The sequence below is a fragment of the Pseudomonas sp. IPO3749 genome (assembly GCF_013386605.1).
Classification (GTDB): Bacteria; Pseudomonadota; Gammaproteobacteria; order Pseudomonadales; family Pseudomonadaceae; genus Aquipseudomonas; species Aquipseudomonas azotoformans_A.
In genome coordinates, this window is record NZ_JACARN010000008.1 from 56,164 (window position 1) to 76,371 (window position 20,208).

The following is a 20,208-nucleotide window of genomic DNA, read 5'->3' on the forward strand; positions in this document are numbered from 1 at the left end:
AACTCCCCCCCTACATGCCTGCCGGTGAGCGGCGGGCGAGGTACTTCACTCACGACAGCCCACCAAACCAGCCCAACACGCTTATCGTTTTCGCAAACTGCTTATCATTCGCTAGTAATACCAGTAATACCAAGCCGCTCCCCATGAAGATACAAAGCCCGCCGCCCGTTCTACCAATGACAATCAAAAACACCCCCAACACCAGGAGCGCAACACCAAACGCCCCTACCCACTTTCGGGCCTGCTTTTGCTCGGGATACTTGTCGAACATCCATTTTCCCCCACCGAGTAACGCCTAGATCAACTGTAGATCAATCGCGACTACTCACTACCCACATTCTGCCGCCCAGCGCGGCAAGGACATCACCATGGAAATGCAGAGCGAAACCCTTGCCGAGGAAGAGCTAGCGGCAATCACCGGCTACATGATCCCTTCGGGCCAGATCGCTTGGCTCAACCGAAACGGATGGAAGTACGTACTGACCCGGGCGCGTCGGCCAGTTGTTGGCCGGGTTTATGCCCGGATGAAGCTGGCAGGCGTGAAGCAGTCAGCAGAAAACGTTGCGGCTGAAGCCTGGTCGCTGGATCTATCAAAAGTAGGATAAGTCGATGCGAGCAAAAAAGGCGGCAAACAGGGACCTGCCGCCGCGAATGATTCGACGTGTACGCACGCTGAAAGGCGGTAAAGAGTGGGTTGGTTACTACTACGACGGGAGGAATGAAGACGGGAAGCGGGTAGAGATCCCGCTCGGGGGTGATTTGGATATCGCCAAGGCGGAGTGGGCAAAGCTCGATTGCAAGCCAGTGCCGAAGAAGAACGCCCTACTGGGCCAGGTGTTTGATCGGTACGAGCGCGAAATCATTCCAGGCAAGGCGCCCAAGACACAGAGCGATAACCGGCTGAGCTTGAAACAGCTGCGTAAAGCGTTCAGTGATGCACCTATCGATGCGGTGACCCCACAGATCATTGCGCAGTATCGCGACAGCCGTACCGCCAAGGTGCGCGCCAACCGAGAAATCTCTCTGCTGTCACACATCTATAACATCGCACGTGAGTGGGGACTAACTGAAGCCAACCCGGCCGCCGGTGTGCGCAAGAACAAAGAGGCGCCGCGCGACTTTTACGCCAGCGAGGAAATCTGGGGCGCTGTATATGCGGTGGCAGCCTCAGAGCTACGCGACGCGATGGACCTAGCCTACCTGACCGCTCAGCGCCCAGCCGACACGCTCTCAATGCGGGAGGCCGATGCGGTTAACGAATTCCTGCAGGTATCCCAGGGCAAGACGTCCAAGAAACTGCGAATCCGTCTTACGGCCGCCGGCGCACTGAATGATTTGGGCATATTGGTTGAGCGCCTGATTGCACAGAGACGCGCCCGCGGAGTTCGAAACCCGTATCTGATCGTCACTGAGGATGGGAGACAGGTGACCAAACACATGCTGAGATTGCGTTTTGACGATGCGCGCGACAAGGCAATCGTCATCGCCAGGGGCGCAAGTGATGGGGTGTTGGCCGCGAGTATTCGGCAGTTCCAGTTCCGTGACATCCGCCCGAAAGCTGCCAGCGAAATACTGGACCTGGGCGACGCCAGCCGCCTTCTGGGGCACACCGACAAGCAAATAACCGAGACGGTCTACAGGCGTGTTGGCGAGATCGTAAAACCGACCCGCTGACATCGAGTTGCGGAAACTGCCTGAAATGATGCGGAAACGATAGGGGTTTTAACTGAAAACGCCACCAAATCCCAGAAACACAAAAGCCCCGCATTGCGGGGCTTTTGTTTGAATCTTGGCGGGAAACCAGGGATTCGAACCCTGGAGACGCTATTAACGTCCGCCGGTTTTCAAGACCGGTGCATTCAACCACTCTGCCAATTTCCCTTGTGCATCACAGGATTATAGTAGCCCATCCCGGCTCAGCGGGCGCCATAATACCCGAATGAAACACACTGTCAAACTCTTGCCATAGCTTGTTACAGAGCGTCTGTTATGATCTTTGCGACTGAACGTTTCAAAACCGAAGGAGTGTCGCCATGCGCGAACAGAATTACGCAGTGAATGGTAACGCGCAGGCTGAGCAGCTTGAAGTCAGCCGCGTGTTGCGCAACACCTATGGCTTGCTCGCCCTTACCCTCGCATTCAGCGGCGTGATGGCGTTCGTGGCCCAGCAGATGCGCGTCGGCTATCCGAATATCTTTGTCGTGCTGATCGGCTTCTATGGCCTGTTCTTCCTGACCAACAAGCTGCGTGATTCGGCCTGGGGCCTGGTATCGGCATTTGCCTTGACCGGTTTCATGGGCTTTATCCTCGGCCCGATCCTCAACCGTTACCTCGGCATGGCCGGCGGCGCGGAAGTGGTCAGCTCGGCGTTTGCCATGACCGCACTGGTGTTTGGTGGTCTGTCGGCCTACGTGCTGATCACCCGCAAGGACATGAGCTTCCTGGGTGGTTTCATCACCGCTGGTTTCTTCGTGTTGCTGGCGGCGGTGGTTGCGAGCATGTTCTTCCAGATCAGCGGCCTGCAACTGGCGATCAGCGCAGGTTTCGTGCTGTTCTCTTCGGTGTGCATCCTGTTCCAGACCAGTGCGATCATCCACGGTGGCGAGCGTAACTACATCATGGCGACCGTCAGCCTGTATGTGTCCATCTACAACCTGTTTATCAGCCTGTTGCAGATCTTCGGCATCATGAGCCGCGACGACTGATTGCCAGCGCAATAAAAAATGCCCCGCATCGAAAGATGCGGGGCATTTTTGTTTCAAGGGACTTAATACTGGTTGGGCTCCATTTCCAGATCGACCTTGAAACGTTCTGCTATGTCGCGCTGGATACGCTGGGCCAGGTTCGCAATATCGTGCCCGGTGGCGTCGCCGTAGTTGACCAGCACCAACGCCTGCAACGTGTGCACGCCAGCATCGCCGTCACGGAAGCCCTTCCAGCCGGCCTTGTCGATCAGCCAGCCGGCCGCGAGCTTCATCTGTCCATCGGCCTGCGGGTACGCCACCAGGTCCGGATACAGCGCCTGCAGCTCAGCCGCCAGCACTTGGGACACCAGCGGGTTCTTGAAGAAGCTGCCAGCATTGCCCAGCTCTGCCGGGTCCGGCAGTTTTTCCCGGCGGATGCTGCAGATCGCGCGGCTGACATCACTCGGTGTCGCTTCGGTGATCCCCTGCCCCGCCAGGCGCTGCTGCACCGGGCCGTAGTCGAGTTTGAGATGGCTGGCGCGGCTCAGGGCAAAGCGCACCCGCAGGATCAGCCAGCGCGCAGTCTCATGCTTGAACAGGCTGTCGCGGTAGGCAAAGTTGCACTCTTCCAGGCTGAAGTCGCGCAGTTCGCCTGTGTGGCGATCCAGGGCGGTCAGGCCAGCGAATACATCCTTGATCTCGACACCGTAGGCGCCGATGTTCTGCATGGGCGCTGCGCCAACGGTGCCGGGGATGAGGCTGAGGTTTTCCAGGCCGCAGAAACCTTGTTCCAAGGTCCACAGCACGAACGGGTGCCAGGCCTCGCCGGCTTCGGCCTCGACCACCACCTGCGTGCCGTCGTCGTGCAACACACGAATGCCCTGGCTGGCCATGCGCAGCACCAGCGCCGGAATGTCCTGGGTCAACAGCAGGTTGCTACCGCCACCGATCACCAGCAGCGGCACCGCGTGGGTGGCTGAATAGGTCAAGGCCTCACGGACATCATCGTCACTGTGGGCCTCGGCGAACAGCTGGGCGCGCACGTCAATGCCAAAGCTGTTGAATGGCTTGAGCGACACCTGCGCAAGCACCTGCAAGGTCATAACCGCCCCTTCAATTCGATCACCAATAAATCACAGGCGCGCTCGATCAGGTCCAGGACCCGTTCAAAGCCTTGTTCGCCTTCGTAATACGGGTCCGGCACTTCGTCCACTTCGGCGTCGTAACGGCGCAGGAACAGGTCCAGCTCCGCCTTGCCCTGGCCGGGTTGCAGGGCCTTGAGGTTGCGCAGGTTGCTGTGATCCATGGCCAGGATCAGGTCATAACGCGCAAAGTCGGCGCGAGAAACCTGCTGGGCACGCTGGGCCGACAGATCGTAGCCGCGCACCAACGCCGCGCGCTGGCTGCGTTGGTCCGGCGGGTTGCCGACATGCCATTCGCCCGTGCCAGCGGACGCGACCTCGACTTGCCCCGCCAGCCCCGCTTCGCGCAATTTATGGCGCAGCACGCCTTCTGCGGTGGGCGAACGGCAGATGTTGCCCAGGCAGACAAACAGAACCTCCATCAGGCCCCCAGCAGGCGACGGACGCGCTCAAGGTCTTCCGGGGTGTCGACACCGGCGGGCGGCGCTTCCAGCGCATCGCCCACGTGGATGCGCACGCCGTGCCACAGGGCGCGCAGTTGCTCCAGGGACTCGGTGTTTTCCAGCCAGCACGGACCCCAACTGACGAAGTCATGCAGGAAACCGGCGCGGTAGGCGTAAATGCCGATATGGCGACGGTAAGGCACGCCTTCCGGCAACACGTCAGGCTGCTTGGCGAAAGCGTCGCGCGCCCAAGGCAAGGTCGAGCGACTGAACGTCAGCGCCAGGCCATTGATGTCACTGACCACTTTCACCACGTTCGGGTTGAACAGGGTTTCGATGTCTTCGATTGGCTCGGCCAGGGTGGCCATGCGCGCTTCGCCATGGGCGGCGAGGTTGGCGGCCACCTGGTCGATCACGCTCGGTGGGATCAAGGGTTCGTCGCCCTGCACGTTGACCACGATGGCGTCCGGCGCCAGGCCAAGCTGGGTGGCCACTTCGGCCAGGCGATCGGTGCCGGAGTTGTGGTCTTCGCGGGTCAGCACCGCCTCGGCGCCGAAGCCCTTGCAGGCTTCGATGATGCGCGGGTCGTCGGTGGCCACCACCACGCGCTCGGCGCTGCTTTTGCAGGCCTGTTCCCACACCAACTGGATCATCGGCTTGCTGCCGATCAGTTGCAGCGGCTTGCCCGGCAGGCGGGTCGAGGCGTAGCGGGAAGGAATGACAACGGTAAAGGCGGTGGTCATTTATCCAGGCGCTCATCGGTGGTCAGGGTGCGGGCTTCGCTTTCCAGCATCACCGGGATGCCATCACGGATCGGGTAAGCCAGGCCAGCGCCTTTGCTGATCAGCTCGGTTTTGTCGGCGCTGAGCTTGAGCGGGCCTTTGCAGATCGGGCAAGCGAGGATGTCGAGCAATTTGGTGTCCATGAATGTTTCCTGGAAAGCAGCGGTTTAAGGCAAAAGACGGGCAGGCAGCAGACGCATCAGCTGCGTGTCGAACCAGGCGACGAACGCCGGCGACGGCAGCGCATCCACCGCAAGGTACCACCAGTCGGGCTGGGCAAAGGCGCGGCACTTCACCGCGTCCTTCTCGGTCATGACCAGTGGCAATGACGGCGTAAAATTCAGGACCTCGGCGCTGTAAGTCGCGTGGTCGGCAAAGCCATGGGGTATCGGCTGCCAGTGTAGCGTTTCAAGGGTAGTGAAGAAACGTTGCGGGTTGCCAATGCCGGCAACCGCATGCACCTGCTGGCTGGCTGGAAAATGATCCACCGGCTGCCGTTCGCCGGTCAGCAGGTTAACCAGCGCGGTGGGTTGCAGGCGAAAGGCAAAACCATCGTCTCGATCACTGGAAGCGCCGTTGTACAGCAAGGCGTCGACACTCTGGAGGCGCTCCACCGGCTCACGCAACGGCCCGGCCGGCAGACAACGGCGGTTGCCCAGGCCACGGGCGGCGTCGATCAGCACCAATTCAAGGTCACGGGCCAGGCGGTAGTGCTGCAGGCCGTCGTCGGAGAGGATCAGGTCGAGGGTTTCACTGGCCAGCAGCGCCTTGACCGCACGGCTGCGATCGGGGTCGATCATCAACGGCACGCCGCTGCGCTGCACGATCAACAGCGGTTCATCACCCGCCACGTCGGCGCTGTGGCTGGCTTCGACCCGCCAGGGCAACTGCGGCGGTTTGGCGCCATAACCCCGACTGACCACACCCACGCGCAGGCCGCTGCGTCGACAGTGTTCGATCAGCCACAGGATCAACGGCGTCTTGCCGGTGCCACCCACGGTGATATTACCGACCACCACCACCGGCACCGGCGATTGATAAATCTCGCCCTCTCCCGCCAGGAAGCGTGCACGCTTGCCTTGTACCACCCGGCGATACAAGGACTCCAGCGGCCGCAACAGCGCAAGTGCCGGATGGCCCTCGTACCAGGCCTTGAGCAAACGATCGGACAGGGCCATCAGGGTTGGCCCGCCGCCTCGACGGTGGTCATGCGCAAATGGCTGAAACCGAGCTTGCCGGCAGCGTCCATCGCAGTGATCACGGCCTGGTGCTGGGTCTTGCCATCGGCACTGATGGACAGCGGCAGCTTAGTGTCGCCGCCGGACTCTTTCTGCAAGGCATCCATCAGGCTGGCCAAGTCGTTTTTCTCAAGCAACTGGTTATTCACCGAAAACACCCCGTCGGCGCTGATGGCGATGTCCAATTGCTTGACTTGCTGGTCTTCGGCCGGCGAACCGCTCACGGCTTCCGGCAGGTCGACGCGCAGCTCGGTCTGCCGGGTGAAGGTGGTAGTGACGACAAAAAACAGCAGCAGGATAAACACCACGTCGATCAGCGACGCAAGGTTGATATCGACGTTTTCCCGTTGCTTGCGGCGAAATTTCACGCTTTGCCCCCAACCAGGTCCACGTCACGGTCGCCCTGCACCACTTCCACCAGCTTGATGGCTTCCTGCTCCATGCCGACCACCAGTTCATCGATGCGGCGTTGCAGGAAACGGTGGAAGAACACTGAAGGGATACCGACCATCAGGCCTGCGGCCGTGGTGATCAGCGCCTTGGAAATACCACCGGCCAGTACGGCTGCGTTGGTGGTCATGCCGGAACCCATGAACGAGCTGAAGATATCGATCATGCCCAGCACCGTACCGAGCAAGCCGAGCAACGGCGCCATGGCGGCGATGGTGCCGAGGGCGTTGATGTAGCGCTCCAGTTCATGGATGACGCGGGCGGCGGCTTCCTCGATGCACTCTTTCATGATCTCGCGACCATGCTTGGAGTTGGCCAGGCCGGCGGCGAGGATTTCACCCAACGGGGAATTGGCGCGCAGCTCCTTGAGCTTTTCCTTGTCGAGCTGCTTGTTCTTGATCCAGGCCCAGACCTGCCCCAGTAAATGCTCGGGGGTCACACGGCTGGCGCGCAGGGTCCACAGGCGTTCGGCGACGATGCCGAGTGCGGCGATAGAACTCATGATGATCGGCAACATCATCCAGCCGCCGGATTTGACCAATTCCCACACAGTGAATGTCCCCTCGAAAAAGTGCGCCACTTTACCATATAGGTGCGTTGACCACAGACCCCATCGGCCGCGCCTAGGGTAACCGCTCGCGCCAGAACCGGCGTTGACTGCGTGCAACAACCGGCGGCGTAAAAGCCCCCAACTGCAGACGCACGGCACCCTGCTCGGCACTGTCATAGACCTGGCTGCCCAATCGCCGGTAGCGTTCCATCACCTGTGGATGGGGATGGCCGAACGCGTTGTGGCGCCCTCGCGAGATCAGCACGAATCGCGGAGCAAGCCGTTCCACAAAGGGCCAGGACGATGAGCTGCGACTGCCATGGTGCGGCGCTTGCAGCCAATCGGTGCGCACCGCCAGGGGTGATGCGAGCATGGACTGCTCGGCGGCGCGGTCAATATCACCGGTCAGCAGCAGGCGCTCGCCATTGGCCTGCACCTGCAAGACGCAGGACTTCGCGTTGCCACTAATGGCGTCCGGCCACTGCCAGAGTTCGAAGGTCACGCCGTCCCAGGTCCATCGCTCGCCGCTGACGCACGGCTGAGTGCCGAGCGATGGGGGTAGACCTTCAGTTTCCCCGCCCACCACGCGCTTGATCGGCATGCCCTTGGCAACGGCTGCCGAACCACCGGCATGATCGGCATCGGCGTGGCTGAGCAACAGCATATCCAGCTCCCCTACCCCGAGTTTTCGCAGAGACGGCAGGACAACGCGTGCGCCCAGGTCAAAACTTCCGGAGCGCGGGCCGGCGTCGTAGAGCAAGGCGTGATGACGGGTGCGCAGAATCAGCGATTGGCCCTGGCCGACGTCCAGTTGCACGACCTCTACTTGTCCATGAGGGACCAACTCTCGCGGGGGAAACACCGCCAACAGTAGCATCGGCCACCCGAGCAAACGAAATGGAACACCTTTAGGCAGCAGGAGCAGCACCGCCCCCAGCAGACTCACCAGCCAATAGCCCAACGGCACTTCGGCCGGAATCCAGGCCGGCATTTGCCCGGCGAGCCACGCCAAGCCCTTGAACAGGACATCCAGTGCCCCACCCGCTAGCCACAGCAATCCTTCACCCACGAACGGCAGCCCCACCAATGCGGTGCCCAACAAAGCCAGCGGCAACACCACCAAGCTGATCCACGGCACTGCCACCAGGTTAGCGAACGGTGCACTCAGGCTGATGGGCAACCCCAACACCAACAAGACCGGAAACAACCCGATGGCAATCAACCACTGCGGCCGAGTCCACGCTTGCCACAGACTCCAAGGCCCCAGACGGCCACCAAACGCCAGGATCAGCACCGCCACCGCCGCAAAGGACAGCCAGAGCCCCGGCTGCAAACTGGCCAACGGCTCCAACACCAACACCCCATTGAGCGCCAGCAACAAAGGCCACCACAGCCCTAGATGACGAAAGCGCAATCGCCACAACAACACCAACCCGACCATCACACAGGCGCGCTGCACCGGCACGCCAAACCCGGCCAGCAAGCCGTAACCCAGCGCCGTGGTGAACGCCAACCCACAGGCCCACGGCAACCACGGCCAGGTTCGGGGCCAGCATCCATAGCGCGCCAGGCCGGCGATCAAGCCGTAGATCAACCCCGCCAGTAGGCCAATATGCTGGCCGGAGATGACTAGCAAATGCACAGTCCCGGTGTCCTGAAGCACCTGCCAATCAGCGGCTGTCAATCCAGAGCCATCGCCCAACACCAGGGCAATCAGGCCTGCTTCCCGGCCATGGGCATCCACCGTCATCAGGCGCTGGCGCACACTGTCGCGCCAGGCGTTGGCAGCCGGTGCCAGGCGCTCTCCGTCCTTTACCGTGCCCGTGGCGCCTATGCGCTGGGCCAGCAGCCAAGCCTCCTGATCAAACCCATGGAAGTTCAGCAACCCGGCCGGCCGCTTCAGGGTGACTGCCAGGCGCCAGCGTTCACCGCTGCGCACAGTCGGTCCACCACGCCAGGACACCCGGATACGCGTGGGCAACCGGGCAGTACGCGACCGACTGTCGGTCAGCACGAAGCGCACGCCATCGCCCGTTTGCTGAGGCAAACCGGTAACCCGCCCTTCCACCCAGCGCGTCTGGCCATCCAACACCGGCCTGAGGCGGTCATCCAGCGCCCACTGCGCACTCATGCACGCCCAACTCAGCCCGAACAGGAAAAACGCCAAGGGATACGTGCGAAACGGCAACAACATCAAGGCCAGCACCATCAAGGCGATCAGCCAACCGGTCGTCGGCAATGCCGGTAAAAAGCGCAAGGCCAGCAACCCCAGCGCGAACGCGCACATCCCTGTCCTCATGGATCATCCTTTTCCAGTGATCCACTCAGTCTTAGCCAGATGCCCAGCACGGCCTATGATGTTTTGTCACAAAGTCTGAATTTTCTGTTTATAGAATGCGGGCATACTTGCCCCTCGAACCGACCTGGACCCCTTATGCCCCGGCGCTTATTCAAACGATACATGCCTGACCCCAGCAGTATCAGGGAACACAAGTCATTACAGTTTCTCGGCACCTTGCTGCATGACCCGAATCTCTGGCACCTGAACCGGCACTCGGTCGCACGCGCAATGGCCGTGGGTTTGTTCGCGGCGTTTATTCCGATTCCGTTGCAGATGTTGCTGGCCGCCGTGCTGGCAATCACCGTGCGCGGCAACATGCCCATCGCGGTCAGCCTGGTATGGCTGACCAACCCGATCACCATGCCGGTGGTGTTTATCTGCACCTACATGACCGGCGCCTGGCTGATGAATGTGCCGCCGCGCAGCCTGCCGGATGACCTGACGTGGGAATGGATCAGCGGCCAATTGAGCACGTTATGGCAACCATTCCTGCTGGGCTCGGTGGTGCTGGGGCTGGTGTTGGGTGCGATCGCGTATTGCCTGACCATGGGCTATTGGCGCTGGTGGGTGGCCCACCAATGGAAAAAACGTAAGCAGCGTCGCGCCTAGCAAGCCCGCAGGCGCAGATGCACGCGCAGCCCTTTTCCGGTGTTTTCCGCCCACAGGCTGCCGTCCTGGCGTTGCACGGCATTGCGCGCGATGCTCAGCCCAAGCCCGAAGCCACCATCGCCGGGGCGTGATCCGTCCAGGCGCGTGAACGGTGCGAAGATCCGTTCCAGGTCCCCGTCATCAATCCCGCCGCCCTGATCCTCCAGCCACATATGCCAATAGTCACCTTCACGCCGCCCATCCAGGCTGACCACACCGCCCACGGGTGAATGGCGAATGGCATTGCGCAGGATGTTTTCCAGGGCCTGGGCCAATGCATTCAGGTTGCCCCGCACCCAGCACTCCGGGCCGAGCAGACACGGCAGGCGCGACGCGGGCCAATCGCTTTCGAAGCATGCGTTTTCGCGCAACATATCCCACAGCGCCTGAAGCTGGATATCTTCCTGGGGCAGCGGCGCCCGCTCGGTGTCCAACCACGCCAGTTGCAGGCTGTCTTCCACCAGGCGTTGCATCGCATCGATCTCACGGCCAAGCCGCTCGCGCAGTTGCGTCAGGTCCTGCTCACTGTCACAGGCCACTCTCAATCGGCTCAACGGCGTGCGCAGTTCATGGGACATGTCCCGCAGCAGTTGCTGCTGCAACACCACGGTGCCCTGCAAACGCTCGGACATATGGTCGAACGCGCGGCCCAGCTCGCCCAACTCATCCTGACGACTGGTGGCGTCGTGGGACAGCCGCGTATTCAACTGGTCGGCCCGCCAGGCGTTGGCCTGCTCACGCAATTGATTGAGGGGCATGATCAGCAGCCGATACAGACCAACGCACAGCAACAGCGTAAACAGACCGGGAATCACGCCATTGGTCACCACCCGCCAAAACAGTTGATAGCGCCCCGGCATGAAACGCTGCGGCAGCTCGATCACCAGCGAACCCGCGTTGGGGTCGGCGGGAAACGGAATTTTCAGCCACGGCAGGCCTTTGACATGCCGACTCACCGGCCAGTCCAGGCCACGCAGAAAGGTCAGGCGCTGGCTTTCCTTATCGGTCAGCGGGTAGCTGCTCAGCGATTGCAAGTCATTGCCGATCACACCGATCCAGGTACTTTCGCGCTTGCCCATCTCCTGCTGCCATACATCGATGCCCGCATTGCCGCCTCGGTTCCAGGCCTGTTCCGCACGTACCGCGTAGCCACTCAAGGTGACCCGCGCTTCATCGGACAGGTAGGCGTTCTGCTGCTCCATGTATCGCCCCCACGACCAACTGAGCCAGATCATCAGCAAACAGAAGGCGATCAGCAGGCAGGCCAGCTTCCAGAATAACGAGTGCTTGCCCGGCAGGCGTTTAAAGGGCCGTTTAAAGGCTGTCATCGGCACCGCTCAACACATAGCCCTTGCCCCACACCGTGCGCACTTCGCGCTCGGTGTAGCCGATGGCCTTGAGCTTGCGGCGGATCTGGCTGATATGCATGTCCAGGCTACGGTCATGGGGTGCGTAACCGCGTTGCAGCACATGCTGGTAAAGGAAGGGTTTGCTGAGGACTTCTTCCGCGTTGCGATGCAGGGTTTCCAGCAGGCGATATTCACTGCGGGTCAGGCCAGCCCAGTGTTGCAGGTGGAAGACATCGCACAGTTCATCGTCAAAACGCAGGGTGCGGGCATCGCCACGTGCGGGCGCCAAGCTCGGCGCGGGGCGTCGGTCCAAGGCGACACGGCGCAGGATGGCCTCGATGCGCACGCGCAGCTCGATCATGCTGAACGGCTTGGGCAGGTAGTCATCGGCGCCCAGGCGAAAACCGCTGATGCGATCAGCCTCGGCACCGAGCGCCGACATCAGGATCACCGGGATCGAATGGCTCTGGCGCAGATGGGTGAGGATCGACAACCCATCCAGCCCCGGCAGCAAAATATCCATCAACACCACGTCGAACACCTGGTCGCGCGCCATCTGCAGGCCTTGCTGGCCGTTCTGGCACCAGGTGACATGGAAACCACAGCGCCCCAGGTGCTCATGGACATAAGCGCCCAGCACGGGGTCATCTTCGATGGTCAGGATACTGGGCAGGCCAATTGCTACGGGATTCATTAGTATCTGCAAGTCATTCTCAATGACTGATTATTCAAGATAACCCCGCCGCAGGCAATCGCCACTGGCCGCCAAATGCCTTCAAGATTGCCGTATGTCATTAATTTGCAAGATTCCTCGCCGCGCAAATGGCTACACTGCGCAGGTGGCGCGGGCCGGATGCCCGCGCAATTCCGTAGATATCAATGTGGTAGCAGGAGAGTGGCGTGCTGACAAGAATGGGGATAAAAGGCCGCGTACTGTTGCTGACCTTATTACCGACCAGCCTGATGGCCTCGTTGCTGGGCGGCTATTTCACCTGGATGCAGCTCTCGGAACTGCAGACCCAATTGCTGCAACGCGGCGAAATGATCGCCGAACAGTTGGCGCCCCTGGTCGCGCCCGCTCTCAGTGCGCGCAACACCGATCTGCTCGAACGCATCGCCACTCAATCCCTGGAACAGCCGGACGTGCGTGCCGTGTCCTTTCTCAGCCCAGACCGCGCGCCCCTCGCCCACGCCGGCCCGACCATGCTCAACCAGCCGCCGGTCGGCAACAGCTCCCATTTATTACAGCGTACTGGCAATGACGCCACCCGCTATTTGCTGCCGGTGTTTGGCCGCCATCGCAACCTCGCGGGCGACCTGATCCCGGATGAAGCCGACCGCCTGCTGGGCTGGGTCGAGGTGGAACTGTCCCACAACGGCATGTTGCTGCGTGGCTACCGCAGCCTGTTCGCCAGCTTGTTGCTGATCGCCATCGGCCTGATCTGCACCGCAGCGCTGGCCCTGCGCATCAGCCGCACGATCAACTCGCCCATCGGCCAGATCAAGCAAGCCGTGGCCCAACTCAAGGACGGCAACCTGGAAACCCGCCTGCCACCCTTGGGCAGCCAGGAACTGGACCAACTCGCCTCGGGCATCAACCGCATGGCCGAGACCTTGCAGAACGCCCAGGAAGAACTGCAACACAGCATCGACCAAGCCACCGAAGACGTGCGCCAGAACCTGGAAACCATCGAGATCCAGAACATCGAGCTGGACCTGGCGCGCAAGGAGGCCCTGGAGGCCAGCCGCATCAAGTCGGAGTTCCTGGCCAACATGAGCCATGAGATCCGCACGCCGCTCAACGGCATTCTCGGCTTCACCCACTTATTGCAAAAAAGCGAGCTGACCCCGCGCCAGCTCGACTACCTGGGCACCATCGAAAAATCCGCCGACAACCTGCTGGGTATCATCAACGAGATCCTCGATTTCTCGAAAATCGAGGCCGGCAAGCTGGTGCTCGACAGCATCCCGTTCAACCTGCGCGACTTGCTGCAAGACACCCTGACCATCCTCGCCCCCGCCGCCCATGCCAAGCAGCTGGAACTGGTGAGCCTGGTGTACCGCGACACTCCGCTGGCGCTGGTGGGCGACCCGCTGCGCCTCAAGCAGATCCTCACCAACCTGATCAGCAACGCGATCAAGTTCACCCGCGAAGGCACTATCGTCGCCCGGGCGATGATCGAGGACGAGCAAGAAGACAGCGTGCAATTGCGCATCAGCGTGCAGGACACCGGCATCGGCCTGTCCAGCCAGGACGTGCGCGCGTTGTTCCAGGCCTTCAGCCAGGCCGACAACTCGCTGTCGCGTCAACCCGGCGGCACGGGATTGGGCCTGGTGATTTCCAAGCGCCTGATCGAGCAGATGGGCGGTGAAATCGGCGTCGACAGCACGCCGGGCGAAGGCTCGGAATTCTGGATCAGCCTGAACCTGCCCAAGACCCGTGACGACGTCGAAGACTTGCCTTCCGCGCCGCTGCTGGGTCATCGTGTCGCGGTCCTGGAAAACCACGAACTGGCACGCCAGGCGCTGCAACATCAATTGGAAGACTGTGGCCTGGAAGTCACACCGTTCAACAGCCTGGAAAGCCTGACCAACGGCATCACCAGCGCCCACCAGACCGAGCAGGCCATCGACCTTGCGGTACTCGGCGTCACCGCCAATGACATCCCGCCCGAGCGCCTCAACCAGCACCTGTGGGACCTCGAACATTTGGGCTGCAAAGTGCTGGTGCTGTGCCCGACCACCGAGCAGATGCTGTTCAACCAGTCCGTGCCCAACCCCAACAGCCAGTTGCAGGCCAAGCCGGCGTGTACGCGCAAGTTGCGTCGCGCGCTGTCCGACCTGATCAGCCCGCGCCCGTCACGCAGCGAACCGGGCGAACCATTGTCCAGCCGTGCACCGCGCGTGTTGTGCGTGGACGATAACCCGGCAAACCTGCTCTTGGTGCAGACGCTGCTGGAGGACATGGGCGCACGGGTGCGCGCCGTGGAAAGCGGGTATGCCGCCATCGACGCGGTGAAACAGGACACCTTCGACCTGGTGCTGATGGACGTGCAAATGCCCGGCATGGACGGCCGCCAGAGCACCGAGGCGATCCGTCAGTGGGAAAGCGAGCGCAGCGGCACGCCATTGCCGGTGGTCGCCCTCACCGCCCACGCCATGGCCAACGAAAAACGCGCCTTGCTGCAAAGCGGCATGGACGATTACCTGACCAAACCCATCAGCGAGCGGCAACTGGCCCAGGTGGTGTTGAAGTGGACCGGCCTGGCCCTGCGCAATCAAGGCCCGGAAAAGGCAACGGATGGTCTTGGCCCTGGCGTGCAACTGCCCGTACTTGACCATGAAGAAGGCCTGCGCCTGGCCGCCGGCAAGGCAGATCTCGCGGCGGACATGCTCGCCATGTTGCTCGCCTCCCTGGAGGCCGACCGCCTGGCTATCACCCTTGCCCGTGACGCCAACGACAACAACGCCCTGATCGAGCGCGTGCACCGCCTGCATGGCGCCACCCGTTATTGCGGCGTACCGCAACTGCGAGCCGCCTGCCACCGCGCCGAAACCCTGCTCAAGCAGGACGACGCCAAGGCCCAGCATGCCCTGGACGAACTGGACATGGCCATTGCCCGACTCGCCAGTGAAGCACGGGTCAACGCCTGACTTTTTACAGGAACAGGCTTTTGTGGTGAGCGAGCTTGCTGTGGCGAGGGAGCTTGCTGTGGCGAGGGAGCTTGCTCCCGTTGACTGCGTAGCAGTCTCCGGCTTTTTGGGGCCGCTTCGCACCCCAGCGCAAGCAAGCTTGCTCACCACAGGGTTATCTATTTATTCAGTCATTGCAGGGAGCTTTTCCATGCGCGTCATTCTTTTCAGCAGCCAGACCTACGACCGCGACAGTTTTCTCGGCGAACCCCTGCCGCATGGCCTGGAACTGCAGTTCCAGCCCGCCCGCCTCAACCTCGACACCGTGGCTCTCGCCGAGCATCACGAAGTGGTCTGCGCCTTTATCAACGACGACCTCAGCGCCCCGGTCCTGGAGCACCTGGCCAAGGGCGGAACGCGGTTGATCGCGCTGCGCTCGGCGGGCTACAACCATGTGGACCTGGCCGCCGCCAAGCGCCTGGGCCTGACCATCGTGCGCGTGCCGGCCTATTCGCCCCATGCGGTGGCCGAGCATGCGGTCGCGCTGATCCTCGCCCTCAACCGTCGCCTGCACCGCGCCTATAACCGCACCCGCGATGGCGATTTCAGCCTGCACGGCCTCACCGGTTTCGACCTGGTGGGCAAGACCGTCGGCGTAGTCGGCACGGGGCAGATCGGCGCCACTTTTGCCAAGATCATGGCCGGCTTCGGTTGCCAGTTGCTCGCCTATGACCCCTTCCCTAACGCACAGGTGCAGGCCCTGGGCGCGCGCTACGTGAGCCTGCCCGAACTGCTGGCCCAGGCGCAGATCATCAGCCTGCATTGCCCGCTGACCGCTGACAGCAAACACTTGATCAACGCCCGTTCCCTGGCACAAATGCAGCCAGGCGCGATGCTGATCAACACCGGTCGCGGTGGTCTGGTCGACACCCCGGCGCTGATCGAAGCGCTCAAGGACGGCCAGCTCGGCTACCTGGGACTGGATGTGTATGAAGAAGAGGCCCAGCTGTTTTTCGAGGACCGCTCCGACCTGCCCCTGCAGGACGACGTCCTTGCGCGCCTGCTGACCTTCCCCAACGTGATCATCACCGCCCACCAGGCGTTCCTCACCCGCGAAGCCCTGGCCGCGATTGCCGGCACCACCCTGGCCAACATTGCGGCCTGGGCCGATGGGCAGGCGCAGAACCTCGTCGAAGGATGATCAGCGGTCACATACCAGGCTCATGATGAGCCAGCACCCGTGATAGGATGCCGCGCCTATTTGGAGGATCCATGGCCGAACACGATTTCCGCTTCAGTTTGCTGAGCCCGCAACACACCCTGATCGAATGCCGCGCCCTGGTGCCGGGCCGTTACCAGGTCACCGGCAACGGTGGCTCGATCAAGCATGGCGACATTTTGATCGTCTCCCTGCGCGGCAGTAAAACCCTGTCGATGCGCCTCACCGTCGAAGGTGATGCGCGCTACTCCATCCGCCCGGCGGGCCAATGGGTCGCCATGGCCCAAGGGCCGAAGTTCGGCGAGTTGGAGATTCACACCTGGAAGGTCAACTGCGACAGCTGCGATGCGGTGTTGGAGTTTGAATTCGCGGTGGAAACCAAGCTGACCAAAGAACCGCTGCAACCGGCCGCCAACGCGCGCATTGCCGAATTGGGCTGGGCCAGCGAGGGCGACAAGCACCGCTGCCCGAAATGCCAAAAGGCCGCGCAATGAAAGGCCTGCTTCTGCTCGCCGCCGTCGGAGTGGCCCTGACAGGTTGCGCCGGGGACGCGGTCAAGCTCAAGCAGGATCACAGCTACGTGGTGGAATGGATTGGTGAACGGCCGCTGATGGACTACGCGCACCTGACCGTCACCCTCGGCGCCGATGGCCGTGCCTACGGCAACGGTGGCTGCAACCACTGGTTCGCGCCCTACACCGTCGACGGCGAAAAGCTCAGCTTCGGCCAGATCGGCAGCACTCGCAAACTCTGCGCCGAGGCCTTGATGGAGCAGGAACACCGCTTCATCCAGGCCCTGCAAGGCGTGCAGCGTTGGGACATCTCGCCGATCGAACAGACGCGTTTCTGGCCGGCCGAGGGCAAGCCGATTCGGCTGTGGCTTGAAGAAGGCTGACAGCATCAATCTCAGGATTGAGCGAGGTCAGAATGTGGGAGCGGGCTTGCTCGCGAAGGCGGTGGACCAGTCGGCACATGTATTGACTGACCCACCGCTTTCGCGAGCAAGCCCGCTCCCACATTAGATCTGAGTTGTCGCTTCAGCCGCGCAAGGCCTTGAGCTTGGCGATCACACCCTCCGCCGTCTGCTCGCCCATCAATGTCTCACGCACCTTGCCCTTGTCATCGATGATGTAGGTCACTGGCAAGGCTTCGCTGCGTGGAATATCAAAAATCTCTTCCGGGTTCTGCGCCAGCACCGTGAACTTGATACCCAGCTTGTCGCTGGCGGCTTTCAGCTCTTCGCCCTGCACATTGTCGAAGTTGACCCCGAACACACCCACGTTCTGCGCCTTCAGTTGGTCGGCCAAGGCATTCAGCTCGGGGATTTCCGTGCGGCACGGGCCGCACCATTCGGCCCAGTAGTTGACCACCAGCCACTGCTTGTCCAAGCGTTCGGCAGCCACCTTCTTGCCATATTGGTCAACGCCGTAATCGTTACCGCAGCCGCTGAGCAGCAGGGTTGTGATGATCGCCAATGCACCGATCAGTCGCCTTGTCATGGGGTAATCCTTCGCAAAAATGAACGTTGGCTGCGACCTATCGCCTCTTACGGTTTAAGGACAGGTCGCTGCGCGGGTAGAATACCCGCCACCTTACGCAAGATGCGACCCGCACATGACCGATCTGACGCTTTATCACAACCCGCGCTGCTCGAAATCCCGCGGTGCGCTGGAACTGCTGGAAGCCCGCGGCCTCACCCCCAACGTGGTGCGCTACCTGGAAACCCCGCTGGACGCCGCGCAACTAAAGGCATTGCTGGGCAAGCTGGGGATCAGTGCCCGCCAACTGCTGCGCACCGGCGAAGATGAATACAAGGCGCTCAACCTGGCCGACGCCAGCCTCAGCGAAGCCCAGTTGATTGCGGCCATCGCCGAACATCCAAAGCTGATGGAACGCCCGATCCTGGAAACCGCCGACAAAGCCATCATTGGCCGTCCGCCGGAAAACGTGTTGGAGATCCTGCCGTGACGTCGCCCTATGTGCTGGTGCTGTATTACAGCCGCAATGGCTCGGTGAGCGAAATGGCCCGGCAGATCGCCCGGGGCATCGAGCAAGGCGGTATGGAAGCGCGGCTGCGCACCGTGCCGGCGATCTCCACCGAGTGCGAAGCCGTGGCGCCAAGCATCCCGGACGAAGGCGCGCTGTATGCCAGCCTGGATGACCTGAAGCACTGCTCGGGCCTGGCCCTGGGCAGCCCGACCCGTTTCGGCAACATGGCAGCGCCGCTCAAGTATTTCATCGACGGCACCAGCAACCTGTGGCTCACCGGCGCCCTCGTCGGCAAGCCGGCCGGGGTGTTCACCTCCACCGCCAGCCTGCACGGCGGTCAGGAAACCACGTTGATGTCGATGCTGCTGCCGCTGCTGCACCACGGCATGCTGATCACCGGCCTGCCCTACAGCGAACAAGCGCTGCTCGATACCCAGGGCGGTGGCACGCCGTATGGCGCCAGCCATCACGCCGGCCCCGACGGCAAGCGCATGCTCGATCAACATGAAATCGCCCTGTGCCGTGCCCTGGGCCTGCGCCTGGCGACTACCGCTACCTTGCTGGAGAGCGGCAGTGGCCAGAAAGCCTAAGGTCCTGCCACCCCAGGCGTGGCTGGAGCCACGGGTCAAGCTGGCACGCGGGCTGAGCCTGCTGGCGTTTTTTGGCCTGGTGGGTTTGCTCTGCGTTTACTACCTGTTCATCGCCGACCTGCATGGCGCGCGGCCCTGGGTGATCCTGCTGATCGAGTTGGTGCCGGTGCTGGTGCTGGCGCCGGGCATGCTGCTGGGCAGCGCGCGCGGGCATTCGTGGATGTGCTTTGTGGTGAACCTGTATTTCATCAAAGGTGCGCTGGCGGCCTATGACCCGAACCGGCAGTGGTTCGGGGTGCTGGAGATGTTGGCGAGTCTGGCGGTGTTTTGTACGGCGTTGTTGTATGTGCGGTGGCGGCATCAGCTAAACCGCCGCCTCGCGAACTGATTCTGTAGTGAGCGGGCTTGCCCCGCTCACTACAGGTTAATGATTCACCGTGTAAGCCAACATCATCGACAACTGGCACATCGGCCGCCCACTCTCGGCGTGCCATTGGTTGAACGCGCCCTGCACCGCCGCCAGGTCTCGCAGGCTGGTCGGTGCCTTGTCGACGATCTTCTGCGCGTTCAGCGCCGCCACCACGTCATAACTCGGCACAAAGGTGTCCTTGCCAACCATGCGCAAGAAGCGCGGCGCGGACAGCCCGCCAAGTTGATGGCCGTGCTTGCTCAGGTACTTCCACAGCCCGACGATATCGGTCACCGGCCAATCGGCGATAAACGCGCCGAAGCTGCCCTTCTCCTGCTCGATGTCGAGGATCATCTGCGCATTGCGCGGCACGCTCTTGAGCTTGCCCAGGTGACGGATGATGCTGGTGTCCTGCATCAGCCGCTCCAGATGTTCGGCGCCCATCAGCACCACTTTTTCCGGGTCGAAGCCGAAAAACACCTTTTCGAACGCCGGCCACTTGGCATCCACCACACTGTGCTTCAAGCCCGCACGAAACACCCGCAGCGCCAAGGTCGACAGGTAGCGATCATCGCTGATCTTGCGCAATTGCGCCGGGGTCTTGGGTACAGGCAGATGGGCTTCCAGCTCGGCCGCCGAACCGAAACGGTTCAGACAGTATTCGTGCAGCCACTTGTAATCGCGCATGCCCTCTCCTGGCAGTTGAATTGAAAACGGCGCCCGCGAGCGCCGTGTGTCAGA

The 20,208-nt window shown here is 61.8% G+C and carries 24 protein-coding genes and 1 tRNA gene; 11 read left to right on the forward strand and 14 right to left on the reverse strand.

Annotation, left to right across the window (positions count from 1 at the left end):
- Positions 1-49: 49 nt before the first annotated feature.
- A complete protein-coding gene (locus HX812_RS02450; protein WP_038843698.1) occupies positions 50-271 on the reverse strand; it encodes a hypothetical protein in 222 nt (73 codons plus the stop codon).
- A 97-nt stretch (positions 272-368) separates the two neighbouring features.
- On the opposite strand from HX812_RS02450, the gene HX812_RS02455 reads away from it, so the two are divergent.
- The gene (locus tag HX812_RS02455) at positions 369-605 is read left to right on the forward strand and encodes a DUF4224 domain-containing protein (RefSeq protein ID WP_038843701.1); all 237 of its coding nucleotides are present in this window, start codon (positions 369-371) and stop codon (positions 603-605) included.
- 4 nt (positions 606-609) lie between these two features.
- Positions 610-1,674, forward strand: coding sequence for a tyrosine-type recombinase/integrase (locus HX812_RS02460; RefSeq protein WP_038843703.1), 1,065 nt, complete (start codon positions 610-612; stop codon positions 1,672-1,674).
- Between the two features lie 116 nt (positions 1,675-1,790).
- Here the strand turns inward: HX812_RS02460 and HX812_RS02465 are convergent.
- Positions 1,791-1,881: transfer RNA gene (locus HX812_RS02465), tRNA-Ser, on the reverse strand.
- Between the two features lie 152 nt (positions 1,882-2,033).
- Here HX812_RS02465 and HX812_RS02470 point away from each other — a divergent pair.
- Positions 2,034-2,705 carry a Bax inhibitor-1/YccA family protein gene (locus HX812_RS02470; RefSeq protein ID WP_025858161.1) on the forward strand — a complete coding sequence of 224 codons (672 nt, stop codon included), beginning with the start codon at positions 2,034-2,036 and terminating at the stop codon, positions 2,703-2,705.
- A gap of 62 nt (positions 2,706-2,767) precedes the next feature.
- Here HX812_RS02470 and murB read toward each other — a convergent pair whose 3' ends face one another.
- The 8 genes from murB to HX812_RS02510 all read right to left on the reverse strand — a co-directional run bounded on the left by murB (position 2,768) and on the right by HX812_RS02510 (position 9,588).
- A complete protein-coding gene (gene murB / locus HX812_RS02475; protein ID WP_038843705.1) occupies positions 2,768-3,787 on the reverse strand; it encodes a UDP-N-acetylmuramate dehydrogenase in 1,020 nt (339 codons plus the stop codon).
- Positions 3,784-4,248: a low molecular weight protein-tyrosine-phosphatase gene (locus HX812_RS02480; protein WP_010209653.1), complete on the reverse strand. Its 465-nt coding sequence runs from the start codon at positions 4,246-4,248 to the stop codon at positions 3,784-3,786. The genes murB and HX812_RS02480 overlap by 4 nt, the downstream gene beginning before the upstream one ends.
- Positions 4,248-5,012 carry a 3-deoxy-manno-octulosonate cytidylyltransferase gene (kdsB, locus tag HX812_RS02485; protein ID WP_028616766.1) on the reverse strand — a complete coding sequence of 255 codons (765 nt, stop codon included), beginning with the start codon at positions 5,010-5,012 and terminating at the stop codon, positions 4,248-4,250. Before kdsB ends, HX812_RS02480 begins: the two co-directional genes overlap by 1 nt.
- The gene (locus tag HX812_RS02490; protein WP_003174668.1) at positions 5,009-5,194 is read right to left on the reverse strand and encodes a Trm112 family protein; all 186 of its coding nucleotides are present in this window, start codon (positions 5,192-5,194) and stop codon (positions 5,009-5,011) included. The genes kdsB and HX812_RS02490 overlap by 4 nt, the downstream gene beginning before the upstream one ends.
- 24 nt (positions 5,195-5,218) lie before the next feature.
- Positions 5,219-6,229 (reverse strand): tetraacyldisaccharide 4'-kinase, encoded by a 1,011-nt coding sequence (lpxK, locus tag HX812_RS02495; RefSeq protein ID WP_038843707.1) that lies wholly within the window; start codon positions 6,227-6,229, stop codon positions 5,219-5,221.
- Positions 6,229-6,657 carry a biopolymer transporter ExbD gene (locus HX812_RS02500; protein WP_010209650.1) on the reverse strand — a complete coding sequence of 143 codons (429 nt, stop codon included), beginning with the start codon at positions 6,655-6,657 and terminating at the stop codon, positions 6,229-6,231. The genes lpxK and HX812_RS02500 overlap by 1 nt, the downstream gene beginning before the upstream one ends.
- Positions 6,654-7,289: a MotA/TolQ/ExbB proton channel family protein gene (locus HX812_RS02505; protein WP_033896796.1), complete on the reverse strand. Its 636-nt coding sequence runs from the start codon at positions 7,287-7,289 to the stop codon at positions 6,654-6,656. The genes HX812_RS02500 and HX812_RS02505 overlap by 4 nt, the downstream gene beginning before the upstream one ends.
- Positions 7,290-7,362: 73 nt before the next feature.
- Positions 7,363-9,588 (reverse strand): DNA internalization-related competence protein ComEC/Rec2, encoded by a 2,226-nt coding sequence (locus tag HX812_RS02510; RefSeq protein WP_235165404.1) that lies wholly within the window; start codon positions 9,586-9,588, stop codon positions 7,363-7,365.
- A gap of 135 nt (positions 9,589-9,723) precedes the next feature.
- Here HX812_RS02510 and HX812_RS02515 point away from each other — a divergent pair, with 135 nt between their 5' ends.
- Positions 9,724-10,239: a DUF2062 domain-containing protein gene (locus HX812_RS02515; RefSeq protein ID WP_033896799.1), complete on the forward strand. Its 516-nt coding sequence runs from the start codon at positions 9,724-9,726 to the stop codon at positions 10,237-10,239.
- On the opposite strand, the gene HX812_RS02520 is transcribed toward HX812_RS02515, so the two are convergent.
- Both HX812_RS02520 and HX812_RS02525 read right to left on the reverse strand, forming a co-directional pair.
- Complete coding sequence (locus HX812_RS02520; protein WP_038843711.1) at positions 10,236-11,606, reverse strand: sensor histidine kinase; 1,371 nt, start codon at positions 11,604-11,606, stop codon at positions 10,236-10,238. The two genes, HX812_RS02515 and HX812_RS02520, sit on opposite strands and share 4 nt — an antisense overlap.
- Positions 11,593-12,321, reverse strand: a complete 729-nt coding sequence (locus HX812_RS02525) for a response regulator transcription factor (RefSeq protein ID WP_038843712.1) — start codon at positions 12,319-12,321, stop codon at positions 11,593-11,595. The genes HX812_RS02520 and HX812_RS02525 overlap by 14 nt, the downstream gene beginning before the upstream one ends.
- A 206-nt stretch (positions 12,322-12,527) precedes the next feature.
- Here HX812_RS02525 and HX812_RS02530 point away from each other — a divergent pair, with 206 nt between their 5' ends.
- The 4 genes from HX812_RS02530 to HX812_RS02545 all read left to right on the forward strand — a co-directional run bounded on the left by HX812_RS02530 (position 12,528) and on the right by HX812_RS02545 (position 17,374).
- Entirely contained in the window at positions 12,528-15,281 is a 2,754-nt protein-coding gene (locus HX812_RS02530; protein ID WP_038843714.1) for a response regulator, read from the forward strand.
- A 190-nt stretch (positions 15,282-15,471) separates the two neighbouring features.
- Entirely contained in the window at positions 15,472-16,461 is a 990-nt protein-coding gene (locus HX812_RS02535; protein ID WP_038843715.1) for a 2-hydroxyacid dehydrogenase, read from the forward strand.
- A 71-nt stretch (positions 16,462-16,532) separates the two neighbouring features.
- Positions 16,533-16,973: a hypothetical protein gene (locus tag HX812_RS02540; RefSeq protein WP_038843717.1), complete on the forward strand. Its 441-nt coding sequence runs from the start codon at positions 16,533-16,535 to the stop codon at positions 16,971-16,973.
- On the forward strand, positions 16,970-17,374 hold the full coding sequence (locus HX812_RS02545; protein WP_038843720.1) for an META domain-containing protein: 405 nt from the start codon (positions 16,970-16,972) through the stop codon (positions 17,372-17,374). The genes HX812_RS02540 and HX812_RS02545 overlap by 4 nt, the downstream gene beginning before the upstream one ends.
- Before the next feature lie 142 nt (positions 17,375-17,516).
- Here HX812_RS02545 and HX812_RS02550 read toward each other — a convergent pair whose 3' ends face one another.
- Positions 17,517-17,978, reverse strand: coding sequence for a TlpA disulfide reductase family protein (locus tag HX812_RS02550; protein ID WP_038847342.1), 462 nt, complete (start codon positions 17,976-17,978; stop codon positions 17,517-17,519).
- Positions 17,979-18,093: 115 nt separating this feature from the next.
- On the opposite strand from HX812_RS02550, the gene arsC reads away from it, so the two are divergent.
- Genes arsC through HX812_RS02565 form a run of 3 tightly spaced genes read left to right on the forward strand, consistent with a single transcriptional unit; the run spans position 18,094 to position 19,446 of the window.
- On the forward strand, positions 18,094-18,447 hold the full coding sequence (arsC, locus tag HX812_RS02555) for an arsenate reductase (glutaredoxin) (protein ID WP_038847344.1): 354 nt from the start codon (positions 18,094-18,096) through the stop codon (positions 18,445-18,447).
- Positions 18,444-19,058 carry an NAD(P)H:quinone oxidoreductase gene (gene wrbA, locus HX812_RS02560; RefSeq protein WP_028616777.1) on the forward strand — a complete coding sequence of 205 codons (615 nt, stop codon included), beginning with the start codon at positions 18,444-18,446 and terminating at the stop codon, positions 19,056-19,058. Before arsC ends, wrbA begins: the two co-directional genes overlap by 4 nt.
- Positions 19,042-19,446 (forward strand): DUF2069 domain-containing protein, encoded by a 405-nt coding sequence (locus HX812_RS02565; protein ID WP_038847347.1) that lies wholly within the window; start codon positions 19,042-19,044, stop codon positions 19,444-19,446. The genes wrbA and HX812_RS02565 overlap by 17 nt, the downstream gene beginning before the upstream one ends.
- A gap of 36 nt (positions 19,447-19,482) precedes the next feature.
- Here the strand turns inward: HX812_RS02565 and HX812_RS02570 are convergent, their stop codons facing one another.
- Entirely contained in the window at positions 19,483-20,154 is a 672-nt protein-coding gene (locus tag HX812_RS02570) for a DNA-3-methyladenine glycosylase I (protein ID WP_038847348.1), read from the reverse strand.
- Between the last annotated feature and the right edge of the window lie 54 nt (positions 20,155-20,208).